The following is a 20,423-nucleotide window of genomic DNA, read 5'->3' as shown; positions in this document are numbered from 1 at the left end:
GGCGTGAGCATGAGGCGCAGCAGCGGTTCGGCGATTTCGGTGGGTGTGTGAAAATTCGTGAGAATTCAGGCAAAATAGCTGATTGCCATTGTTGGCATTCGTATTAAGATAGTCGTGAGAGATATTGAAATCCGTCCCGCCGCCGAAGCCGACTTCGAGGCGATCTGGACCATTTTTTGTGCCCATGTCGTGGCCGGCGAGAGCTATGTATTCACCACTGCGACCTCGCGCGAGGCCGGTCACCATTACTGGCTGGGCCAGGGCGTGCGCAGCTTCGTCGCCGTGAGCACCGGCGGGCGCGTGCTGGGCATGTACCGCCTGGTGCCGAACCAGGTCGGGCGCGGCCACCACGTGGCCAATGCCTCGTACATGGTCAGCCCGTCGGCGCAGGGCGCGGGCATCGGCCGCCTGATGGGCGAGCACAGCCTTGACGAAGCGCGCGGCCAGGGCTACCTGGCGATGCAGTTCAACCACGTGGTGAGCACCAATGCCGCCGCCATCGGGCTGTGGAAGAAGCTGGGTTTCGCCATCGTCGGCACCCTGCCCAAGGCCTTCCGCCACAAGCGCCTGGGCCACGTCGACGCCTATGTGATGTACCAGCTGCTGCAGGATCCCGACCACTGGCCGACCGCGGACGAGTAGGCGTATGATCGGGGGATGACCGACATCCTCCGCACCGACCGCCTGCGCCTGCGCCTCGTGACCGAGGACGACGCGCCCTTCTACCTGGCGCTGGTGAACGACCCCGCCTTCATCGAGCATATCGGCGACCGCCAGCTGCGCAGCGTCGACGCCGCGCGGCGCGGGCTGCGCGACGGGCCGATCGCGATGCAGGCGAAACACGGGCATTCGCTATACCTGGTCGAGCGGCTGGAAGACGGCATGCCGCTGGGTCTCTCCGGCCTGGTCAAGCGCGATACGCTGGACGACGTCGACATCGGCTATGCCTTCCTGCCCGCGCATCGCGGCCACGGCTACGCCCTCGAGGCGGGGCAGGCGGCGGTGCGCCATGCGGCGGCGCTGGGCATCCGGCGCCTGGCGGCGATCGTCGCGCCCGGCAACGCCCCCTCCATCGCGCTGCTGCAGCGCCTCGGCCTGCGCTTCACGCGCCGCGCCACCCTGGCGCCGGGCCAGCCGCCGGTCGACGTCTATCTGACGGAGCTGGATGGTTGAGTAGCGCACCTTGCGCGCGGTATTGACGGTGATACGATGGCGCATCCTCAACGCCACCTGATCGAATCGACCCTGCGATGCCACCCACCGAGCTGCTGCCCGACGCCCATTTCTACATCGTCTTGAATGCCGGTTCCGGGCATTCCGAGACCGAAGAACGCATCTCGACGATCCGCGAGGTCATGGACAGGTCGGGCCGGGTCTGTCATTTGGAGGTGGTCGACAAGCCGGAGCGGCTGGAAGACATTGCGCGCGAGATGGCAGGCAAGGCGGTCGCCAGCGACGGCGTGCTGGTCGCGGCCGGCGGCGACGGCACCATCAACACGGTGGCGCACCAGGCGGTGCTGGCCGGTTGCCTGTTCGGCGTGCTGCCGCAGGGAACATTTAACTACTTCGGCCGCACCCACGGCATTCCGGAAGACCTGGCCGAGGCGGTGTATGCGATGCTGCGCGCCGAGGTCAGGCCGGTGCAGATCGGCATGCTCAACAACAAGATCTTCCTGGTCAATGCCAGCGTGGGCCTGTATCCGGCGCTGCTGGAGGAACGCGAACACGACAAGCGCGAGTATGGCCGCAGCCGTGTCGTGGCCTTCCTGTCGGCGATCAAGATGGCCTTGCGCCCGCACCGCCACCTGCGCATCACGCTCGAGCTCGACGGCAAGGAACAACGCCTGCGCACCACGACCTTGTTCGTTGGCAATAATCGGCTGCAGATGGAGCAGGTCGGCATGGAAGACCTGACCGAGGCGGTCGAAGAAGGGCAGTTGGTGGCGCTGGCGCCCAAGCCGATGGGTAAACTCGGGCTGCTGGGTTTGCTAATCCGCGGCGCCTTCGGCAAGCTCGGTGCGGGCGGCGACGTGATCGCGTTCCCGTTCAAGAGCATGACCGTGCGCACGCCATCGTTCTATGGACGCAAGCGGCTGAAGGTGGCTGCCGATGGGGAAGTGAGCAAGATGGCGACGCCGTTCGAGTTCCGCGTGCTTGAAGGGCGGCTCAAGTTGCTGGTGTCGGAAAAGGGGCGCGGCGATCCGCGCCCCATCAACGGGACGTTCGAGACCGCGTAAGCGGTCGGCCTCTCACTTCACACGCAGCAGGCGCACGCCGTAGATGTCGAAGCGGTTCGACGGCTCGGCGCCACCGGCGCCGGTGAAGCTGCGGTTACTCTCGAGATAACTCATATTGTAGAAGTCCGTCATCTCGAGGCGGTAGCTGCCCGCCTTGACGCGCGCCGCCAGCGGCGTCGAGTACACGCTCGGCGTGTCCTGCTTGAGCAGCGGCGCATGCGGCAACTGGATCACGCCCTGGGCCACGACCTTGCCGGTGCTGTCCTTGAGCGCCAGCCACTTCACGCCGCCGCTGATGCCCAGGTTCACCTGGTTGGCGCCGTTGTGGTAGCGCACCTGGAGCCGGTAGTCGCCAGCCTGCTCGATGCGGATGCCGTCGATGGCGAAGCGGTCTTCCGGCTGGCCCCAGTCCTTCAGGTGTGGCCGGGTGAAGCGCGCATCGGGCGCCGTCGCCTGCAGGTTCGACTGCACGCGCGCATCCGTCACGGGAATCTCGATTCCCGCATCGACGCAGCGCGGCTGGCTGTGGTGGCTGACGTTGCCGCTGTCGGTGAACTGCGCTTCGACCGCGTAGCAGGACGTCGCACTCGCCTTGGGATCGCGCCAGGCCCCGGCTGGCAGCTCGTCGGCAACCAGCTTGCCGTCGCGATAGACGCGGTAGCGCACGTTGGCGGCGTTGCCGTTGGCGCCGATCTGCAGGGTGACCGGGCCGGAAGATGCACGTTCCAGGCGGTCGATGCTTGGCTCGCGCGGCCCAAAGACTGCGCTTGCCTCCTCGTAGGGATTGGCGTTCACGCGGCGGATGTCCTGCTGGCCCGCCACCAGTTTGCCCAGCACGATCTCGATGCGGTTGGTGTCGGCCAGCTCAGGCAGGCGGATCGTGTCCTTGACCGGCTTGCCATTCAGGACGATGCGCTCGACGGTGTAATAGCCGTCCTGCTCGCTCGCTGCCGGCAACTGCAGGCGCACGTCGATGCGCTTGCCGTGCAGGCGCAGGTCGTGCAGCGCGATCTCGTTCGTGCCGCCGAAGGTGTCGCGGCGCAGCTTCGAAGTGATGAAGGGGCGCAGTGCGATGGCGTCGTCCAGCGTCTGCACGCCAAACACATTCCCGATCACCATGCCGAGGTAGCCGCCGACCGACCATAGCTGGCGGCGCGAGTTGATCACCGGGCCGCTCAGGTCGGGATTGTTCTCGTCGAGCAGCAGCGGCTGGCCGGACAGCCACTCGAGGTTTTCCATATTCGACAGGTTGACCGCCGCGCCGCGCATCAGCGAGGCGTAGGCGACGTCGGCTACCGCCACGTTCCTGCCCTGCGCCGCCGCGCGCAAGCCATAGGCGGTCACGAACGGCCAGCTCGAACGGTTGTGGTAGACCGGGGCGCCAATCTGCTGCGGCCAGATCATCGGCGCGCCCAGCGGGCCATGTGGATAGTGCGCCAGGATCGCGCGCGCCTGGCGCTCGTCGGCCACGCCGCTGACGATGGCCAGCGCCTGGCCCAGCCAGTCGAATTTATGCAGCGGTGCGTTGTCCAGGTGGCCGGCGGTGAGGCTGCTGTACATGCCTGTGTCCGGAAGCCACAGATGCGTGTTGATCGCCCGCTTCAGGTCTAGCGCCCAGCCTGCATAGCGCTGCGCCTTTTGCGTATCTTTGTGTTCGCGCGCCAGCTTCGCCGCCAGGTTCAGCGCCTGGTAATAGACGACATTGGTCGACAGCGCTTTCGAACTTGCCATCGACGCCAGGTCGCCCGGGATCCAGGCGGCATAGCTCTGGTCGCGCCAGTCGAGGAAGGATTCTTCTCCCGTGTACAGGCCCGTGACCGAATCGAAAGCGGCCACGCGGTCGATCTCGATCGTGTTCGACAGCGCTTTCAATGCGCGCGCGGCGAACGGCGCGCGCTCTAGCGCGGGCAGGGTGCGCAGCGTCTCCTCGGCCGCCAGCGCCCACGTCAGCCTGTCGGTGCTGACCGGCCAGCTGCCGCCGCTACCGGTATCCTGCACGACCTGCAGGCCGTCTGGCGAGCCGGGAACCTGCGGCGCCACCTTGATATCGGGACGCCAGCCCGAGAGCTTGAAATCCAGTGAATTGCGCACCCGCTGCGGGTCGAGCATCGCCAGCCCAAGGTCGGCCGCGTACGACAGGTCGCGGGTCCAGACATAGGCCCATTTCTCGCCGGTGGCGAAGCAGGCGCAGTCGATCGCGTTGCCGCCGTTGTAGTTGCCGTCGTTGATCTGGCTGACCGAATTCTGGCGCATCTCGCGGCCCGCCATGGCGAACAGGGCGTCGAAGGCCAGGTTGCCGCTGCGTACGCGCGGCAGCCCGTCCTCTTCGGCGTAGGCGACGTGCTGCGGACCGGGATCGCGCAGCAGCATGGTGCTCGACTGGACGTAGCGACGCAGCGGCGCGTTCGCATCCGGCGTCGAGTAGCGCACGGTTTCCACCTTGCCGTCCCAGGTCGGCCATTGCTGGCTGGCCTGGGCCGCGTGGCCGGCATGCGGGTCGATACCGGTATCGCGCCTGGCGTCGGCGATGCGCGCCACCCTGAGCCTTGGGGCCGCCTTGTCGCGCGTATCGATCGTGAAGCGGTAGGTGCCCGGCTGGCGCACGAACAGGAAGGTCTCGGGACCGGACTGCCGCTCCAGCCGGTAATCGGTATCGGGCTTGACGCTGGTGCTCTTGTCGGGATCGATCACCCATTCCGCGCTCCAGTCGCCGGTACCCAGCTTGAAGGCATGGTTGCCGGGCATGACCTCGACGTCGGCCTGGTAAATGCCATCGCCCTTGGCCGCGAGCGGGGCGGCGGTGCCCCAGCCATTGAAGGCGCCGCGCACGTACAGGCCGTCCTGCGCTACGGCGGCCCCGCAGGAGAGCAGGGCGGCCAGGGCGATGGCATGGCGCTTCATTGGGGCGCCGCCAGTTCGAGGACGATGGCCGCGCGCGGCGCCAGGGTCAGTTTTTCGCGCAGGTCATAGGTCTTGCCGGTCAGGGCATCGACGCCGCTCGTCACGCCCGTGAGCATCTCGCGGAAGCGGTCGACGTCCAGCGCCTTTTCCTTCGTATTGTTGTTGAAGGCGACCAGCACCTTCTTCTCGTCGTCGTAGCGGAAGTAGACCCAGGTGTTGTCTTGCGGCCCGTAGTGCATCATCTTGCCGTGATGGATGACCGGCTGGCCCTTGCGCCAGTTGGCCAGCTTGCGCACGAAGTCCTGCGCCGCGCGCTGTTTCGCGTTCAGGCCGACGCCCTTGAAAGCATCGACCTTGTCGCCGGCCCAGCCGCCCGGGAACGGGGTGCGGTAGGTGGCGTCGTTGCGCTCGCCGACGGCGCTGGTCATCAGGATCTCGTCGCCGGTGTAGAACTGCGGGATGCGCGGCGCCGTCATCATGAAGATCATCGCCATGCGGTACTTGTCGAAGTCCTCGCCCACTTCGCTGTAGATGCGCGACATGTCGTGGTTGTCGGCGAACAGGACCAGGTTGCCCGGCTCCGGATACAGGTAGTCCAGCGACAGCGTCTCGTAGACGTCGGTGAATACGTTGCCGCCCTTCTTGTCGGCCAGCGCCTTGCGCATCGCCTCGGCGACCGGGAAGTCCATCAGGCTCGGCGTATAGGCCTGGTAGCCGTCGAAGTTCTGCTTGCCGCGCTGCCAGTAGGCCACCACCGGCACCTTGGTGCTCCACTCCTCGCCGACCAGGTTCAGGTTCGGGTATTCGGCCATCAGGCGCCTGGTGTACTCCGCCAGGAACGGCTTGTCCGAATAGCCGAAGGTGTCGATCCGCAGGCCCGACAGGCCGGCGTACTCGATCCACCAGATATTGTTCTGGATGAGGTAATTCGCCACCAGCGGATTGGACTGGTTCATGTCGGGCATGCTCTTGACGAACCAGCCGCGCGTGAAGTTGTCGGCGTCTTCCTTCGAGCCGTACGGGTCCTGCACCGCCGTGTGGTAGTGGTGGGTCGGCACGAACTTGTCGTTGTAGTTGATCCAGTCCGGGGCCGGCATGTCCTTCATCCACCAGTGGTGGCTGCCGATGTGCGACAGCACCACGTCCTGGATGATGCCGATGCCGTGCTTCTTCGCTTCCTGCGACAGGCGCTTGAAATCCTCGTTGCTGCCGTAGCGCGGGTCGATCTTGTACAGGTCGGTCGCCGCATAGCCGTGGTACGAGTAGCCCGGCATATTGTTTTCGACGAGCGGCGTTGGCCACAGCTGGGTGAAGCCCAGGCCGGCGACGTAATCCAGGCGGTCGATGATGCCCTTGATGTCGCCGCCATGGCGGCCCAGGCCGCCCTTGCGGTCGAGCTTGTCCGGCATGCCGTCGACACTGTCATTGGACGGGTCGCCGTTGGCGAAGCGGTCCGGCATGATCTGGTAGATCGCATCCTTGCTGGAAAAGCCCTGGCGCTTGGCCGAGCCGGGTTCGCGCTCGAGCAGGCGGTAGGTGTAGCTGGCCGTGCGGCCAGCGCCGTTGAAGGCGATGTCGAAGCTGCCCGGCTTGACCGCCGGATCGAGCGCCAGGTCGATGAACAGGTAGTTGGGGTTCGGGGTGCGGGTCACGCTGGCGATGCGCACGCCGGGATAGGCCAGTTGCGGCTGCAGTTCGGCGATCTTGTCGCCATGGACCATCAGCTGGACCTGGGGATGCTGCATGCCGGCCCACCAGAACGGCGGCTCCATGTGGGCGATGGCGGTGGGCTGGGCACAGGCGGCGAACGAGGCGCTGCCGAGCACGATGCTGGCGAGGAGTTGTCTCATGATGTAGGGCGTCGTCGCTCCTCATGCAGCAAGGTAGTAAGACTACAAAACCATGCTTGATGGGTAGCGATAAGGCGCAAAATGTTGTTGTGTTGGCCGAAGATTACTATAGAAATCTGGTGCAAACAATCAATACACCTGGCACTGCATCTAGTGGAACTACTTCTTTTGCCTCATATGGAATCTTCAGATTTCCTTCAGAAACAGAGCGATTGTCGTATGACGACGGCAAATGAGGCCGAATTCTGTAGCCTGAGTACAACGAGCGCGAAACTGTTTTTGTTGAAACCTGCCATCATTGTCAATAGACACAGTTTTCCGATTGCAAGAATCTAGTTTTAGTACAGTAGGCAGTCGGAAGCTGATAAAAATTGTTGAGGCGAGACCACCCGGCCCGAGCCGTGGAGGGGACGAGCCTTCCATCGAGGAGACCCATGAAAGCTACCGCCACCAGGCGCGCCGGCAAGTCGGCGCGTACCGCATTCCCCTTGAACCCGTTCGCCGCGGGCTGCGCCGTCCTGCTGTCGGCGCTGGCCGGCCAGGCCTTCGCCCAGGCCTCGGGCAGCGCGGAGCAAACCGCCGTCGCACCGAACACCCCGACCGCGGCCGCCACTAGCGAAGTCATCGCGACGCCGGCAGCGGCGCCGACCCCGAACGTCTCCACCGTCACCGTGACCGGCATCCGCCAGGGCATCGAAGCGGCGATCTCGGTCAAGCGCAACTCCAATTCCATCGTCGAAGCGATTTCGGCCGAAGACATCGGCAAACTGCCCGACTCCTCGGTAGCCGAATCGATCGCACGTCTGCCGGGCGTGACCGCCCAGCGCAGCCGCGGTTCGGGACGCGCGTCCGAAATCTCGGTGCGCGGCTTGTCGCCGAGCTTCAACGGCACCCTGCTCAACGGCCGCGAAATGGCCTCGACGGGCAACGCCCGCAACCCCGAATTCGACCTGTTCCCGTCCGAGCTGATGGGCGGCGTCGTGATCTATAAAACCCCGGACGCGAGCGTGATCGGTTCGGGCCTGGCCGCGACCATCGACCTCAAGACCGTGCAGCCGCTCGACTTCGGCAAGCGCGTGGTCGCCGTCAACTACAAGAAGAGCCGCCTGGGCGTGCGCACCAACGAAGAAGGCGATGGCGACCGCTTCTCGCTGTCGTACATCGACCAGTTCGCCAACCGCACCATCGGCCTCGCGGTCGGCCTGACCTCGTACGACGAGACCGGCGGCGAACAGCGCAAGTTCGACGCATGGGGCGGCAACACGGCCGAACTGCCGTACAACGGCCAGAACGTGCGCGTACCGACCGGCTTCACCGCCGACACCGAGACCGGCTACCACAACCGCGACGGCGCCTTCGCCTCGCTGCAATGGCGTCCGAACCGCAACTTCCGCTCCACCGTCGACCTGTTCTATTCGGCCGGCGAAACGGGCTTCAAGCGTACCGGCCTGGAAGGTGCGATCGGCAACAACGAATCGGGCCGCTATGACCCGGTCGGCGTGCTGCAGGACGTCACCGTATCGAACGGCATCGCCACCAGCGGCACCCTGACCAACTACAAGGCCGTCATCCGCAACCACATCGAAGCGGCCGAGGACGACCTGAAGACGGTCGGCTGGAAGAACGAGCTGAAACTGGGCGAGTGGGATACCAGCGCCGACATCACCTGGTCCAAGGCGACCAAGCTGAGCTCGCGCTACGAAACCACCGCCGGCCTGCCGGGCAACGCCACCAACCTGGACACCATCTCGTGGACCGGCTTCAATGGCCTGAACTACGCCGATGTCGCCTACCGCACCGGCCTGGATTATTCGGATCCGAACATCGCCCGCCTGACCGACGTGAACGGCTGGTCGGGCACCGCGGCCGAGCCGCTGGCGCAGGCCGGCTACCTGGCCCAGCCCCATATCGCGGACACGCTCAAGGCGATCCGCCTGAACGCCAAGCGCGACACTGAGTGGGGTCCGGTATCGGCCCTCCAGTTCGGCTACAACTTCACCGACCGCGAAAAACGCCGCACCGGCGAAGAAGGCCGCCTGATGATCGTCGGCGGCGACCTGTACGGCGCCGTGCCGATGCCGGACAGCACCCCGAACACGGCCGGCACCACCGGCATCCCGGTCGCATCCTGGAACCCGCTCGGTTCGCTGGGCACCGTGTACGAACTGGCCGAGAAGGTCAATGCCGACATCCTGACCAAGCTGTGGGACGTCAAGGAAACCGTGCAGACCGCCTACGTGATGGGCGACCTGAACGGCCAGCTGTTCGGCTTCGATTACCGCGGCAACGTGGGCACCCAGTTCGTGCACACCAAGCAGACCGGCGGCGGCTACAACAGCGGCAACTGCACCGGCGAGACGGCGGCCTCGTGCCCGGTGGTGCGCGCGGAAGACACCGCCGATTACTGGAACGTGCTGCCGAGCCTGAACCTGTCGTTCGACCTGAACAACGACCAGGTGCTGCGCATGGGCGTGGCCAAGGTGCTGTCGCGTCCGAGCCTGGACGACCTGCGCGGCGGCATCGGCTTCGGCGTGAACACCAGCGTCGCCAACCCGTTCATCAGCGGCGGCGGCGGCAACCCGCTCCTGAAGCCGTTCGAAGCGAAATCGTTCGACCTGTCGTACGAAAAATACTTCGCCAAGAAGGGTTATGTCAGCGTGGCCGGCTTCTACAAGAAGCTCGACAGCTTCATCCTGCGCACGCCGTCGGAATACGACTTCGCGCCATGGGTCACGTCGACCACGCCGCTGCCGACTTCGGGCACGTTCGAAGGCTCGACCATCGGCGTGCTGAACCGTCCTGAAAACGGCGAAGGCGGCCGCATCCGCGGTTACGAGCTGGCGGTGAACGTCCCGCTGAACATGGTGCATTCGTGGCTGGATGGCTTCGGCGTGCTGGCCAACCACTCGTACACCAGTTCCGCGATCGACATCCCGGCGCTGGGCTTCGGCAACGTGCAGACCGCGGCGCAGTCGATTCCGCTGCCGGGCCTGTCGCGCAAGGTCAGCAATCTGCGCCTGTACTACGAAAAGAACGGCTTCCAGATCGCCGCCGCGGCGCGCAAGCGTTCGGACTTCCTGGGCCAGTCGCCGGACTTCTCGGACACGCTGCAGTACACCTTCGTCAAGGGCGAGACCATCGTCGACTTCCAGGTCTCGTACGAGATCCAGTCGGGCTTCGCCAAGGGCCTGTCGGTGTTCGCCCAGGCGAACAACTGGAACAACGCGCCATACCAGGAGTACACGGATAATCCGGATTCGATTACCCGTCGCGTCGTGTACGGCCGCACTTACCAGTTCGGCGCCAACTACAAGTTCTGATAGCAAGCCGGACTACAATGCAACCCTCGCGGCCCCCGGCCCCGGGGGTTGTTTTTCGTTGGAAGAGACTAGGGCAGAAAACATGGAAAACCAGGCAATCAAGGACATCGTCATCGTGGGCGGCGGCACCGCGGGCTGGATGACGGCGGCGGCGCTTTCGAGCATGCTGAACGGCCGCTACAACATCCGGCTCGTCGAGTCGGACGAGATCGGCATCGTCGGCGTGGGCGAGGCGACCATCCCGATGATCCAGCGCTTCAACCGCGTGGTCGGGATCGACGAGAACGAATTCATGCGCGAGACGATGGGCACCTTCAAGCTGGGCGTCGAGTTCGTCAACTGGGGCAAGCTGGGCGAGCGCTACATGCACGGCTTCGGCCGCATGGGCCAGGACCTGGCCACGGTGCCGTTCGAACAGTACTGGCACAAGATGCGCGCGCTGGGCAAGGCCGCGCCGCTCGAGGAGTATTCGATCACGCGCATGGCGGCCAAGGCTGGCAAGTTCATGCCGGCCCGTACCGATGTACCGAATTCGCCGCTGGGCGACATCGCCTACGCCTACCACTTCGACGCCAGCCTGTATGCGAAATACCTGAGAAAACTGTCCGAACAGCGCGGCGTGACGCGCATCGAAGGCAAGATCACCCGCGCCATCCAGCGCGAGCCGGACGGGTTCATCGAGGCGGTCGAGCTGGAAGGCGGCCAGCGCGTCGAGGGCGAACTGTTCATCGACTGCTCGGGCTTCCGCGGCCTGCTGATCGAGCAAACCCTGGAGACCGGCTACGAAGACTGGCACCACTGGCTGCCGGCCGACCGCGCGCTGGCCGTGCCCTGCGAATCGGTGCCGGCGCTGACGCCGTTCACGCGCGCGACCGCGCACAAGTCGGGCTGGCAGTGGCGCATCCCGCTGCAGCACCGCACCGGCAACGGCCACGTCTACTGCAGCCGCTTCATCAGCGACGACGAGGCGACGGCGACCCTGCTGTCGAATCTCGACGGCCGCGCGCTGGCCGAACCGCGCCTGATCAGGTTCCGTACCGGCATGCGCAAGCAGGCCTGGAACCGCAACGTGGTCGCGATGGGCCTGGCCGGTGGTTTCCTGGAGCCGATCGAGTCGACCAGCATCCACCTGATCCAGTCAGCGATCGCGCGCCTGGTCGAATTTTTCCCGGACCGCCGTTTCAGCGATACCGACCGGATCGAATTCAACCGCCAGTCGCGCTTCGAGTACGAGCGCGTGCGCGACTTCATCATCCTGCACTACCACCTGAACCAGCGCACCGATTCGGCCTACTGGACCGAATGCGCCAATATGGCGATTCCCGATACCCTGCGCCAGAAGATGGACCTGTACCGCTCGCGCGGCAAGATCGTGCGGGTCGATAACGAGCTGTTTTCGGAAGTCGGCTGGTTGCAGGTATTGGAAGGGCAGAACATGCCGGTCGACGGCTACCACCCGCTGGCCGATACCCAGTCCGAGGCGGACATCGCCGACTATATGGGCAGCGTGCGCGATGTAATCCGCAAATGCGTGGATGTGATGCCAACGCATGACGAGTACATCGCCAAGCATTGCGCGGTGCGCAAAGGCTGATCGACCGTCATTCCTGCGTCACGCGGCCGCCTTCGGGCGGCTTTTTTTTCGCCTGTTGTAACGACACATCAGGGTCCGATCATTTGCATGTAGCAATTTTTCATGCGTTTGAACGCCTCGCTTCTGATCTGGTTGTTTTACTACATAAGTGCACCACGATGGTGCAAAGCAAGAAAATCATGCTGGTTTTTAAGGCATTTGTAGCCTGACTACAGACCGGGAAAATCGCCATGTAGCGCTTTAACAACGAAAAACTCGTTCATTTACAATGAATTAGCGAAAAACCTGCGATGATCCTTGCTGCAAATAACTCCCGTTGACAGTGCATCTAGTTTTAATACAAAATTCCGCCCAACGTTGATTTTGTCGCAAAAAGCCGATCCCGGTCCGGCCAGCCAGCTGATTTCGGGACCACATCGTTCTATCTGAGGGGACACATGAAAAACATCGCCACCAAGCGCGCCGCATTCCAGTTGAGCCCGGTTGCCGCCGGCTGCGCCATCTTCGTCACGGTTCTGGCCGGCAGCGCACACGCGCAAACCGCCGCCACCTCCGAAGCCGCCACCCTGAATCCCGACGCGCCCGTCACCACCGTGACCGTGACCGGCATCCGCCGCGCGATCGAGGACGCGATCGCCGTCAAGCGCGAATCGACCGGCATCGTCGAAGCGATCTCCTCGGAAGACATCGGCAAGCTGCCGGACGTGTCGATCGCCGAATCGCTGGCCCGCCTGCCGGGCCTGTCGGCCCAGCGCGTCAACGGCCAGGCCCAGTCGATCAGCATCCGCGGCACCTCGGGCGACCTGTCGACCGCGCTGCTGAACGGCCGCGAGCAGGTCACCACCAGCTCCGACCGTACCGTCGAATACGACCAGTACCCATCCGAACTGATCAATGCCGTCACCGTGTACAAGACCGGCGACGCCAGCGTGATCGGCCAGGGCCTGTCGGGCACGGTCGACCTGCAGACCATCAAGCCGCTGTCACTGCGCGAGCGCACCATCAGCGTCAACGTGCGCGGCGAAAAGAATTCGAAGGGCTCGATCAGCGCCGGTTCGCCGGACACCGGCAGCCGCATCAGCGCCTCCTACATCGACCAGTTCGCCGACCGCACCATCGGCGTGGCGATCGGCTATGCGCGCCAGGACAAACCGAACGTGCACCAGCAGTTCGAGACCTGGGACTGGGTGGACGACACTAATGCCGTGCCGGGCACGACCGTCAAGGTGCCGAAGGGCATCAAGTCGATGGCCACCACCGGCGACCAGGTGCGCGACGGCCTGATGGGCGTGCTGGAATGGCGTCCGAACCGCAACTTCAGCTCGACCTTCGACGTCTACCACTCGCGCTTCGACCAGGAAGAAATCCGCCGCGGCATCGAGATTCCACTGAAGGACGACGGCGAAGTGCGCTTCGCGCCGTCGAGCGTGGTCAATGGCGTCGCCATCGCCGGCACCGCCAACAACGTCAATCCGGTCGTGCGTAACAACCGCATGACGCGCGACGACAAGCTGACCGCCTTCGGCTGGAACAACCGCTACACCAATGGCGACTGGGTCGGTATCGTCGACATCAGCCGCTCGAAGGCCGACCACAAGGAACAGCTGATCGAGATCAACGCCGGCCGCGCCGCGCGCCAGACCCTGGGCTACAGCTACAACGGCGGCACCATCCCGCAACTGTCGCTGTCGGGCGTGTACGACGATCCGTCGCAGATCGCCATCGGCGGCCAGTTCGGCGAAGGTTATGTGAATGCCCCGAACATGACCGACAAGATGACGTCGTTCCGCGTCAGCCTCGAGCGCAAGTTCGCCGACGGTCCGTTCAGCAGCCTGGAAGTCGGCTACAACCACTCCAAGCGCGAAAAAGAGAAAGAGCACCTGGAAACCGGCTTCTCGAAGATCGGCGCCGGTACCTTCGCACCTGGCGTGATCAACGGTTCGCAAGGCCTGTATGGGCTGCAGAATTCGCTGAGCTGGGACATCGACGCCGTGCTGGCGAATAACTTCGGCCCGTTCACCCCGGCCATCCTGGTGCCATGGGGCGCGACCAAGAACTGGTCGATCGAAGAAAAGGTCAAGACCGGCTACGCCAAGCTGAACATCGACACGGAACTGATGTCGATGCCACTGCGCGGCAATATCGGCATGCAAGTGATCGAGACCGACCAGAGCTCGACCGCGAACACCCTGCGCGCCTGGCCGTTCGCCGACCTGGTCCCGCTGACCGACGGCAAGAAATACACCGACTACCTGCCGAGCGTGAACCTGTCCTGGGCCCTGCCTGACCAGCAATTCATCCGCTTCGGCGCCGGCAAGACCCTGGCGCGCGCCAAGCTGAACCAGCTGAACGCCGCCCTCGAAGTGGGCCTGACCGCGCAGACCACCGGCACCCCGTGGGGCAATGGCGGCAACGCCCAGCTCGATCCATGGCGCGCCAAGCAGGTCGACCTGTCGTACGAAAAATACTTCGGCAACAAGGGCTATGTCTCGGCTGCCGGCTTCTACAAGGACCTGTCCTCGTACATCTACAGCGTGACGGTGCCGCGTGACTTCTCCGAGTTTAACCTGCAGGGCGCGCTGACCAATATCGGCACCATGACCCAGCCGATGAACGGCGAAGGCGGCAACCTGAAAGGCCTGGAATTCGCGGCCTCGACCCCGCTCGACATGATCCACCCGATGCTCGACGGCTTCGGCATCACCGCCAACGCCTCGTTCACCGCCAGCGAAATCTCGATCGTCGACCAGCGCTTCGGCAGCCTCGCGATCCCGCTGCCGGGCCTGTCCAAGCGCGTGTTCAACGTCACCGCCTACTATGAAAAAGACGGTTTCTCGGCCCGCGTCAGCCAGCGTTACCGCAGCGATTTCGTGGGCGAGATCGGCGGCATCGGCGGCGCTACCGAGCTGACCTACGTGAAAGCTGATAAAGTGGTCGACCTGCAGCTGGGTTACGACTTCAAGCAGATCGAAGGCCTGTCGGTGCTGTTCCAGGTGAACAACCTGACCGATACCGCGTTCCGCAGCTACGCCGGCACCGAAGACCGTCCGCGCGGCTACAGCAAGTATGGCCGCCAGATGCTGCTCGGCCTGAACTACAAGCTGTAAGTTTCACGCCGTAATACCGGCGCGCCGCCACGGCGGCAGCGCCTGCCCTCATCGGGGCCCTTGCAGGTTTTTGCCTGCAAGGGCTTTTTTGTTTTTCCGGATTCTGTGGTTTTGACCCCCGCATCCATCCTATTTAGCGCCCCGGACGAGACGACGGTGTAAACTGTCGGTTTCGTTTCTACTTATTTCAAGAGCAATTCTTTTATGTCCGACACCCCCATCCCATCGTTCTCCGACCTTTCCATCTCGGCGCCCGTCCTGAAAGCGCTGAAGGACGTCGGCTACGAAACGCCGTCGCCGATCCAGGCCGCCACCATTCCTTTGCTGCTGGAAGGGCGCGACGTGCTGGGACAGGCCCAGACCGGCACCGGCAAGACCGCCGCCTTCGCCCTGCCGATCCTGTCGCGCATCGACATCAAGCAGACCACCCCGCAGGCGCTGGTGCTGGCGCCCACGCGCGAGCTCGCGATCCAGGTGGCCGAAGCCTTCCAGAGCTATGCCGCCCACATCAAGGGCTTCCACGTGCTGCCGATCTACGGCGGCCAGAGCTACGGCCCGCAGCTGTCGAGCCTGCGCCGCGGCGTGCACGTCGTCGTCGGCACCCCGGGCCGGGTCATCGACCATATCGAAAAAGGTTCGCTCGACCTGTCGCAGCTGACCACGCTGGTGCTCGACGAAGCCGACGAAATGCTGCGCATGGGCTTCATCGACGACGTCGAACACATCCTGCAGCAGACCCCGGAAGGCCGCCAGACCACGCTGTTCTCGGCCACCATGCCGCCGGCGATCAAGCGCATCGCCAAGACCTATCTGCGCGATCCGGCCGAAGTGACCGTCGCGGCCAAGACCGGCACCGCCGAGAACATCACCCAGCGCTACTGGCTGGTGTCGGGCATGCACAAGCTCGACGCGCTGACCCGCATCCTCGAGGCCGAACCGTTCGATGGCATGATCATCTTCGCCCGCACCAAGCTGGGCACCGAGGAACTGGCGACCAAGCTGCAGGCGCGCGGCTTCGCCGCCACCGCCATCAACGGCGACATGGCCCAGCAACAGCGCGAGCGCACCATCGAGCAGCTCAAGAACGGCAAGATCGACATCCTGGTGGCGACCGACGTCGCCGCCCGCGGCCTGGACGTGGAGCGCATCAGCCACGTGATCAACTACGACGTGCCGTCCGATCCCGAGAGCTATACCCACCGCATCGGCCGCACCGGCCGCGCGGGCCGCAGCGGCGACGCGATCCTGTTCATCACCCCGCGCGAACGCGGCCTGCTGAAGGCGATCGAGCGCGCCACGCGCCAGCCGGTGGCGCCGCTGTCGCTGCCGACGATCAAGGAAGTCAACGAAGTGCGCATCAGCCGCTTCAAGGACCAGATCCGCACCACGCTGGCCGAAGGCGGGCTGGAAGTGTTCCGCTCGCTGATCGAAGAGATAGAGCGTGAAGACAACGTGCCGGCGATCGAGATCGCGGCTGCGCTGGCCAAGCTGGCGCGCGGCGACGAGCCGCTGCTGCTGACCAAGCCGGATCGCGAGGCGCGTCCGGAAGGCGTGCCGTCGCAGCGCGAGTTTGGCGGCGGCGCCGAGCGCGGCTTCCAGGAGCGTCCGCCGCGCGGCGAGTGGGAAGACCGTCCCGCGCGTCCGCCGCGCGAGCCGGGCTTCAAGAAAGAGCGCGTGGCGCGCGAGCCGGAGCCGGGCATGGCCACCTTCCGCATCGAAGTCGGCTATGTGCACGGCGCCAAGCCGGGCAATATCGTCGGCGCGATCGCCAACGAAGCCAATATCCCGTCGAAGCACATCGGCCGCATCGAGATCTATGACGACTATTCGACGCTGGACCTGCCGGACGACATGCCGAAGGACCTGGTCGACCACCTCAAGACCGTGTGGGTGGCAGGGCGCCAGCTCGATATCACGCGCGATGGCGAAACGCCGGCCACGCCCGCTGCGAAGAAACCGTACGCCGCCAAGAAGGGCGTCGAACGCCGCCTGAGCGAAAAGCCGGCGCCGGGCAAGAAGCCGCACCGCAAAGGGCAGGCGTAAGCAGGTAGTCAAACGACGGTGCACGCTGTTGTTTGACTACAAAAATCCGTGTTTACACTGGGTTGTCGCGGCTGTCCTACTATGGGAACGCCGCGATTGACACCTAGAAACCACCATGTTATTTTGCTACAGATACGCTAGCCGGACTGTGGTCGTCTCTTTTCGTCCCTTCCGGCTTCGCACCGCATCCTGCACAAGGCACTGACGGCACGCTCGAACGAGCGGCCGTGCAATCACACACGAGAGAAGCCCGGTCGCGTCCGGGCCAGATTGGGGACACACAATGGATATGCAATCGACCGTGCTCAAGCCGCGCCTGTCGTTCTGGCAGCTGTGGAACATGAGCTTCGGTTTCTTCGGCATCCAGTTCGGCTTCGCGCTGCAGAACGCCAATACCAGCCGCATCTTCGCCACCCTCGGCGCCGATCCCGACAACCTGGCCCTGTACTGGCTGGCCGCGCCGGTCACCGGCCTGCTGGTCCAGCCGATCATCGGCTACCTGAGCGACAATACCTGGCACCCGAAATGGGGCCGCCGCCGTCCGTTCTTCTTCATCGGCGCCGTGCTGGCCGCGATCGCGCTATTCCTGATGCCGAACTCCACCGCGCTGTGGATGGCGGTCGCCGTGCTGTGGATGATGGACGCCGCCATCAACGTATCGATGGAACCGTTCCGCGCCTTTGTCGGCGACAAGCTCGATCCGGCCCAGCAGACCGCGGGCTATGCGATGCAGACCTTCTTCATCGGCTGCGGCGCCGTCATCGCATCGCTCTTGCCGACCTTCTTCGAGAGCATGGGCGTGTCCAACGCTGCCGTCGGCGGCGTGATCCCGGACACCGTGCGCTACTCCTTCTATGCCGGCGGCCTGGTGTTCTTCCTGGCGGTAAGCTGGACCGTGCTATTCGCCGACGAACTGCCGCCGCCCGACATGGAGGCCTTCCATAAGGAGCGTAAGGCCTCGCGCGGCGTGGGCACGATGTTCGTCGAGATCCTCGGCGGCTTCGGCAAGATGCCGCGCACCATGGTGCAACTGGCCTTCGTGCAGTTCTTCACCTGGATCGCGCTGTTCGCGATGTGGATCTACACCGGCACCGCGATCGCCGACAACGTCTACGGCACCACCGATGCGCAATCGAGCGCCTACCAGGACGCCGGCAACTGGGTCGGCATCATGTTCGCGGTGTACAGCGGCGTGTCGGCGCTGGCCGCCTTCATCCTGCCGGTGTTCGCCCGCGCCACCAGCCGCAAGATCGTGCACGCCACGTGCCTGACCATCGGCGGCCTGTCGCTGGCCAGCATGTTCCTGATCACCGACAAGCAGACCCTGGTGCTGCCGATGATCGGCATCGGCATCGCCTGGGCCTCGATCCTGACCATGCCGTACGCGATCCTGGCCGGCTCGCTGCCGGCCAAGCGCATGGGTTACTTCATGGGCCTGTTCAACTTCTTCGTCGTGATCCCGCAAATCGTCAGCGGCCTGCTGCTGGGCAGCGTCACCAAGCACCTGTTCGGCGGCCATGCGGTCCAGACCCTGGTGCTGGGCGGCGGCTGCATGCTGGTCGCGGCGGTGCTGACCCTGTTCGTCACCGACAAGGCGGCCCCGGTCAAGGCTTGACCCCGCTATTTTCCACGCGCGCCGTCATTTTTGCGGCTGTCGTATCGTAATGTTTTACTAACATATTCGCTCCAGCGGGGCGAATATGTGAGCGCAAACTTACCTGGACAGGAGCACAGCATGACCATTCACACCGTCGCGACCACCCCGTTCGCCGGGCAGCGTCCCGGCACTTCCGGCCTGCGCAAGAAGGTGAGCGAATTCCAGCAGCCCGGCTACCTCGAGAACTTCGTCGAGGCCATCTTCCTGACCCTGGGCGAAGGCAAGTGCCGCCACCTGGTGGTGGGCGGCGACGGCCGCTATTTCAACCGCGAGGCGATCCAGACCATCCTGCGCATGGCCGCGGCCCACGGCGTGGAGCGGGTGCTGGTCGGGCAGGGCGGCATCCTGTCGACGCCGGCCGTGAGCTGCGTGATCCGCAAACATGCCTGCGACGGCGGCATCGTGCTGTCGGCCAGCCATAATCCGGGCGGACCGGAGGGCGACTTCGGCATCAAGTACAACATCGAGAACGGCGGACCGGCGCCGGAAAAAATCACCGACGCCATCTACCGGCACACCACGACGCTCACCGCCTACCGCATCGGCGACGCGCCGCCGGTCGATCTCGATCGCCTGGGCAGCACCCGCATCGGGAACACGACGATCGAGGTGATCGACCCGGTCGCCGACTACGCGGAGCTGATGGGCCGCCTGTTCGATTTCGGCGCGATCCGCGCGCTGTTCTCCAGCGGCTTCCGGATGCGCTTCGACGCCATGCACGCGGTGTCGGGGCCGTATGCGAAGGCGGTGCTCGAAGAAGTCCTCGGCGCACCCGCCGGCACCGTGGTCAACGGCGAACCGTTGCCGGATTTCGGCGGCGGCCATCCCGACCCGAACCCGGTCAACGCGGCCGAGCTGATCGCGGTGATGGCGGCGCCGGACGCGCCCGACTTCGGCGCCGCCTCGGACGGCGACGGCGACCGCAACATGATCGTCGGGCGCGGCATCGCCGTCACGCCGTCGGACAGCCTGGCCATCATCGCCGCCAACGCCACCGTGGCGCCGGGCTACGCGGGCGGCATCAACGGCATCGCGCGCTCGATGCCGACCTCGCAGGCGGCCGACCGCGTGGCGGAGGCGCTCGGCATTTCCTGCTTCGAGACGCCCACCGGCTGGAAGTACTTCGGCAACCTGATGGACGCCAATCTCACCACGTTGTGCGGCGAAGAAAGCTATGGCACCGGCTCGATCCACATCCGCGAAAAGGATGGCCTGTGGGCGGTGCTGTTCTGGCTCAACCTGCTGGCCGTGCGCAGGCAATCGGTCGACGACATCCTGCGCGCGCACTGGGCGCGTTTCGGCCGCAACTATTATTCACGCCACGATTACGAAGCGGTCGACGCCCAGGCCGCGGAAAGCATGATGGACGCGCTGCGTGCACGCCTGCCCGAACTGGCCGGCCAGGCGCTGGACGGCCATCACGTGGCGCTGGCCGACGACTTCGAATACAGCGATCCCGTCGACGGCTCGGTGGCGCGCAAGCAGGGCATCCGCATCGTCATGAGCGACGGCTCGCGCATCGTGTTCCGCCTGTCCGGCACCGGCACCGAGGGCGCCACCATCCGGCTCTACCTCGAACGCTTCGAAGCCGATCCGGCGCGCCACGATCTCGATACCCAGCAGGCCTTGCAAGGCTTGATCGCGGTCGCGGAAAGCATCTCCGGACTGCGCCAGCGCACCGGCCGCAGCGAACCCACCGTCATCACCTGATCAC

The 20,423-nt window shown here is 64.8% G+C and carries 11 protein-coding genes; 9 read left to right on the top strand and 2 right to left on the bottom strand.

Going from position 1 to position 20,423, the window contains the following annotated elements; translation table 11 throughout:
* Positions 1-114: 114 nt before the first annotated feature.
* The 3 genes from Q9246_RS08885 to Q9246_RS08875 all read left to right on the top strand — a co-directional run bounded on the left by Q9246_RS08885 (position 115) and on the right by Q9246_RS08875 (position 2,237).
* Positions 115-642: a GNAT family N-acetyltransferase gene (locus tag Q9246_RS08885; protein ID WP_306397076.1), complete on the top strand. Its 528-nt coding sequence runs from the start codon at positions 115-117 to the stop codon at positions 640-642.
* Between the two features lie 15 nt (positions 643-657).
* Entirely contained in the window at positions 658-1,173 is a 516-nt protein-coding gene (locus tag Q9246_RS08880; RefSeq protein ID WP_306397073.1) for a GNAT family N-acetyltransferase, read from the top strand.
* A 77-nt stretch (positions 1,174-1,250) separates the two neighbouring features.
* The gene (locus Q9246_RS08875) at positions 1,251-2,237 is read left to right on the top strand and encodes a diacylglycerol/lipid kinase family protein (protein WP_306397072.1); all 987 of its coding nucleotides are present in this window, start codon (positions 1,251-1,253) and stop codon (positions 2,235-2,237) included.
* Positions 2,238-2,249: 12 nt separating this feature from the next.
* Here the strand turns inward: Q9246_RS08875 and Q9246_RS08870 are convergent, their stop codons facing one another.
* A complete protein-coding gene (locus Q9246_RS08870; protein ID WP_306397071.1) occupies positions 2,250-5,138 on the bottom strand; it encodes an MGH1-like glycoside hydrolase domain-containing protein in 2,889 nt (962 codons plus the stop codon).
* The gene (locus Q9246_RS08865; protein ID WP_306397069.1) at positions 5,135-6,988 is read right to left on the bottom strand and encodes a glycoside hydrolase family 13 protein; all 1,854 of its coding nucleotides are present in this window, start codon (positions 6,986-6,988) and stop codon (positions 5,135-5,137) included. The genes Q9246_RS08870 and Q9246_RS08865 overlap by 4 nt, the downstream gene beginning before the upstream one ends.
* Positions 6,989-7,422: 434 nt before the next feature.
* On the opposite strand from Q9246_RS08865, the gene Q9246_RS08860 reads away from it, so the two are divergent.
* The 6 genes from Q9246_RS08860 to Q9246_RS08835 all read left to right on the top strand — a co-directional run bounded on the left by Q9246_RS08860 (position 7,423) and on the right by Q9246_RS08835 (position 20,419).
* Positions 7,423-10,308 (top strand): TonB-dependent receptor, encoded by a 2,886-nt coding sequence (locus tag Q9246_RS08860; RefSeq protein ID WP_306397067.1) that lies wholly within the window; start codon positions 7,423-7,425, stop codon positions 10,306-10,308.
* Between the two features lie 82 nt (positions 10,309-10,390).
* Positions 10,391-11,902, top strand: coding sequence for a tryptophan halogenase family protein (locus tag Q9246_RS08855; RefSeq protein WP_306397064.1), 1,512 nt, complete (start codon positions 10,391-10,393; stop codon positions 11,900-11,902).
* Between the two features lie 437 nt (positions 11,903-12,339).
* Positions 12,340-15,009: a TonB-dependent receptor gene (locus tag Q9246_RS08850; protein ID WP_306397062.1), complete on the top strand. Its 2,670-nt coding sequence runs from the start codon at positions 12,340-12,342 to the stop codon at positions 15,007-15,009.
* Between the two features lie 204 nt (positions 15,010-15,213).
* Complete coding sequence (locus Q9246_RS08845; RefSeq protein WP_306397060.1) at positions 15,214-17,052, top strand: DEAD/DEAH box helicase; 1,839 nt, start codon at positions 15,214-15,216, stop codon at positions 17,050-17,052.
* 283 nt (positions 17,053-17,335) lie between these two features.
* Positions 17,336-18,667: an MFS transporter gene (locus tag Q9246_RS08840; protein ID WP_306397058.1), complete on the top strand. Its 1,332-nt coding sequence runs from the start codon at positions 17,336-17,338 to the stop codon at positions 18,665-18,667.
* Positions 18,668-18,787: 120 nt separating this feature from the next.
* Positions 18,788-20,419, top strand: a complete 1,632-nt coding sequence (locus Q9246_RS08835; RefSeq protein WP_306397056.1) for an alpha-D-glucose phosphate-specific phosphoglucomutase — start codon at positions 18,788-18,790, stop codon at positions 20,417-20,419.
* The last annotated feature ends 4 nt before the right edge of the window (positions 20,420-20,423 follow it).

Source organism: Telluria beijingensis (assembly GCF_030770395.1).
Taxonomy (GTDB): Bacteria; Pseudomonadota; Gammaproteobacteria; order Burkholderiales; family Burkholderiaceae_D; genus Telluria; species Telluria beijingensis.
Note: the sequence above shows the minus strand (reverse complement) of the source record. Positions and strands in the feature narration are given on the sequence as shown.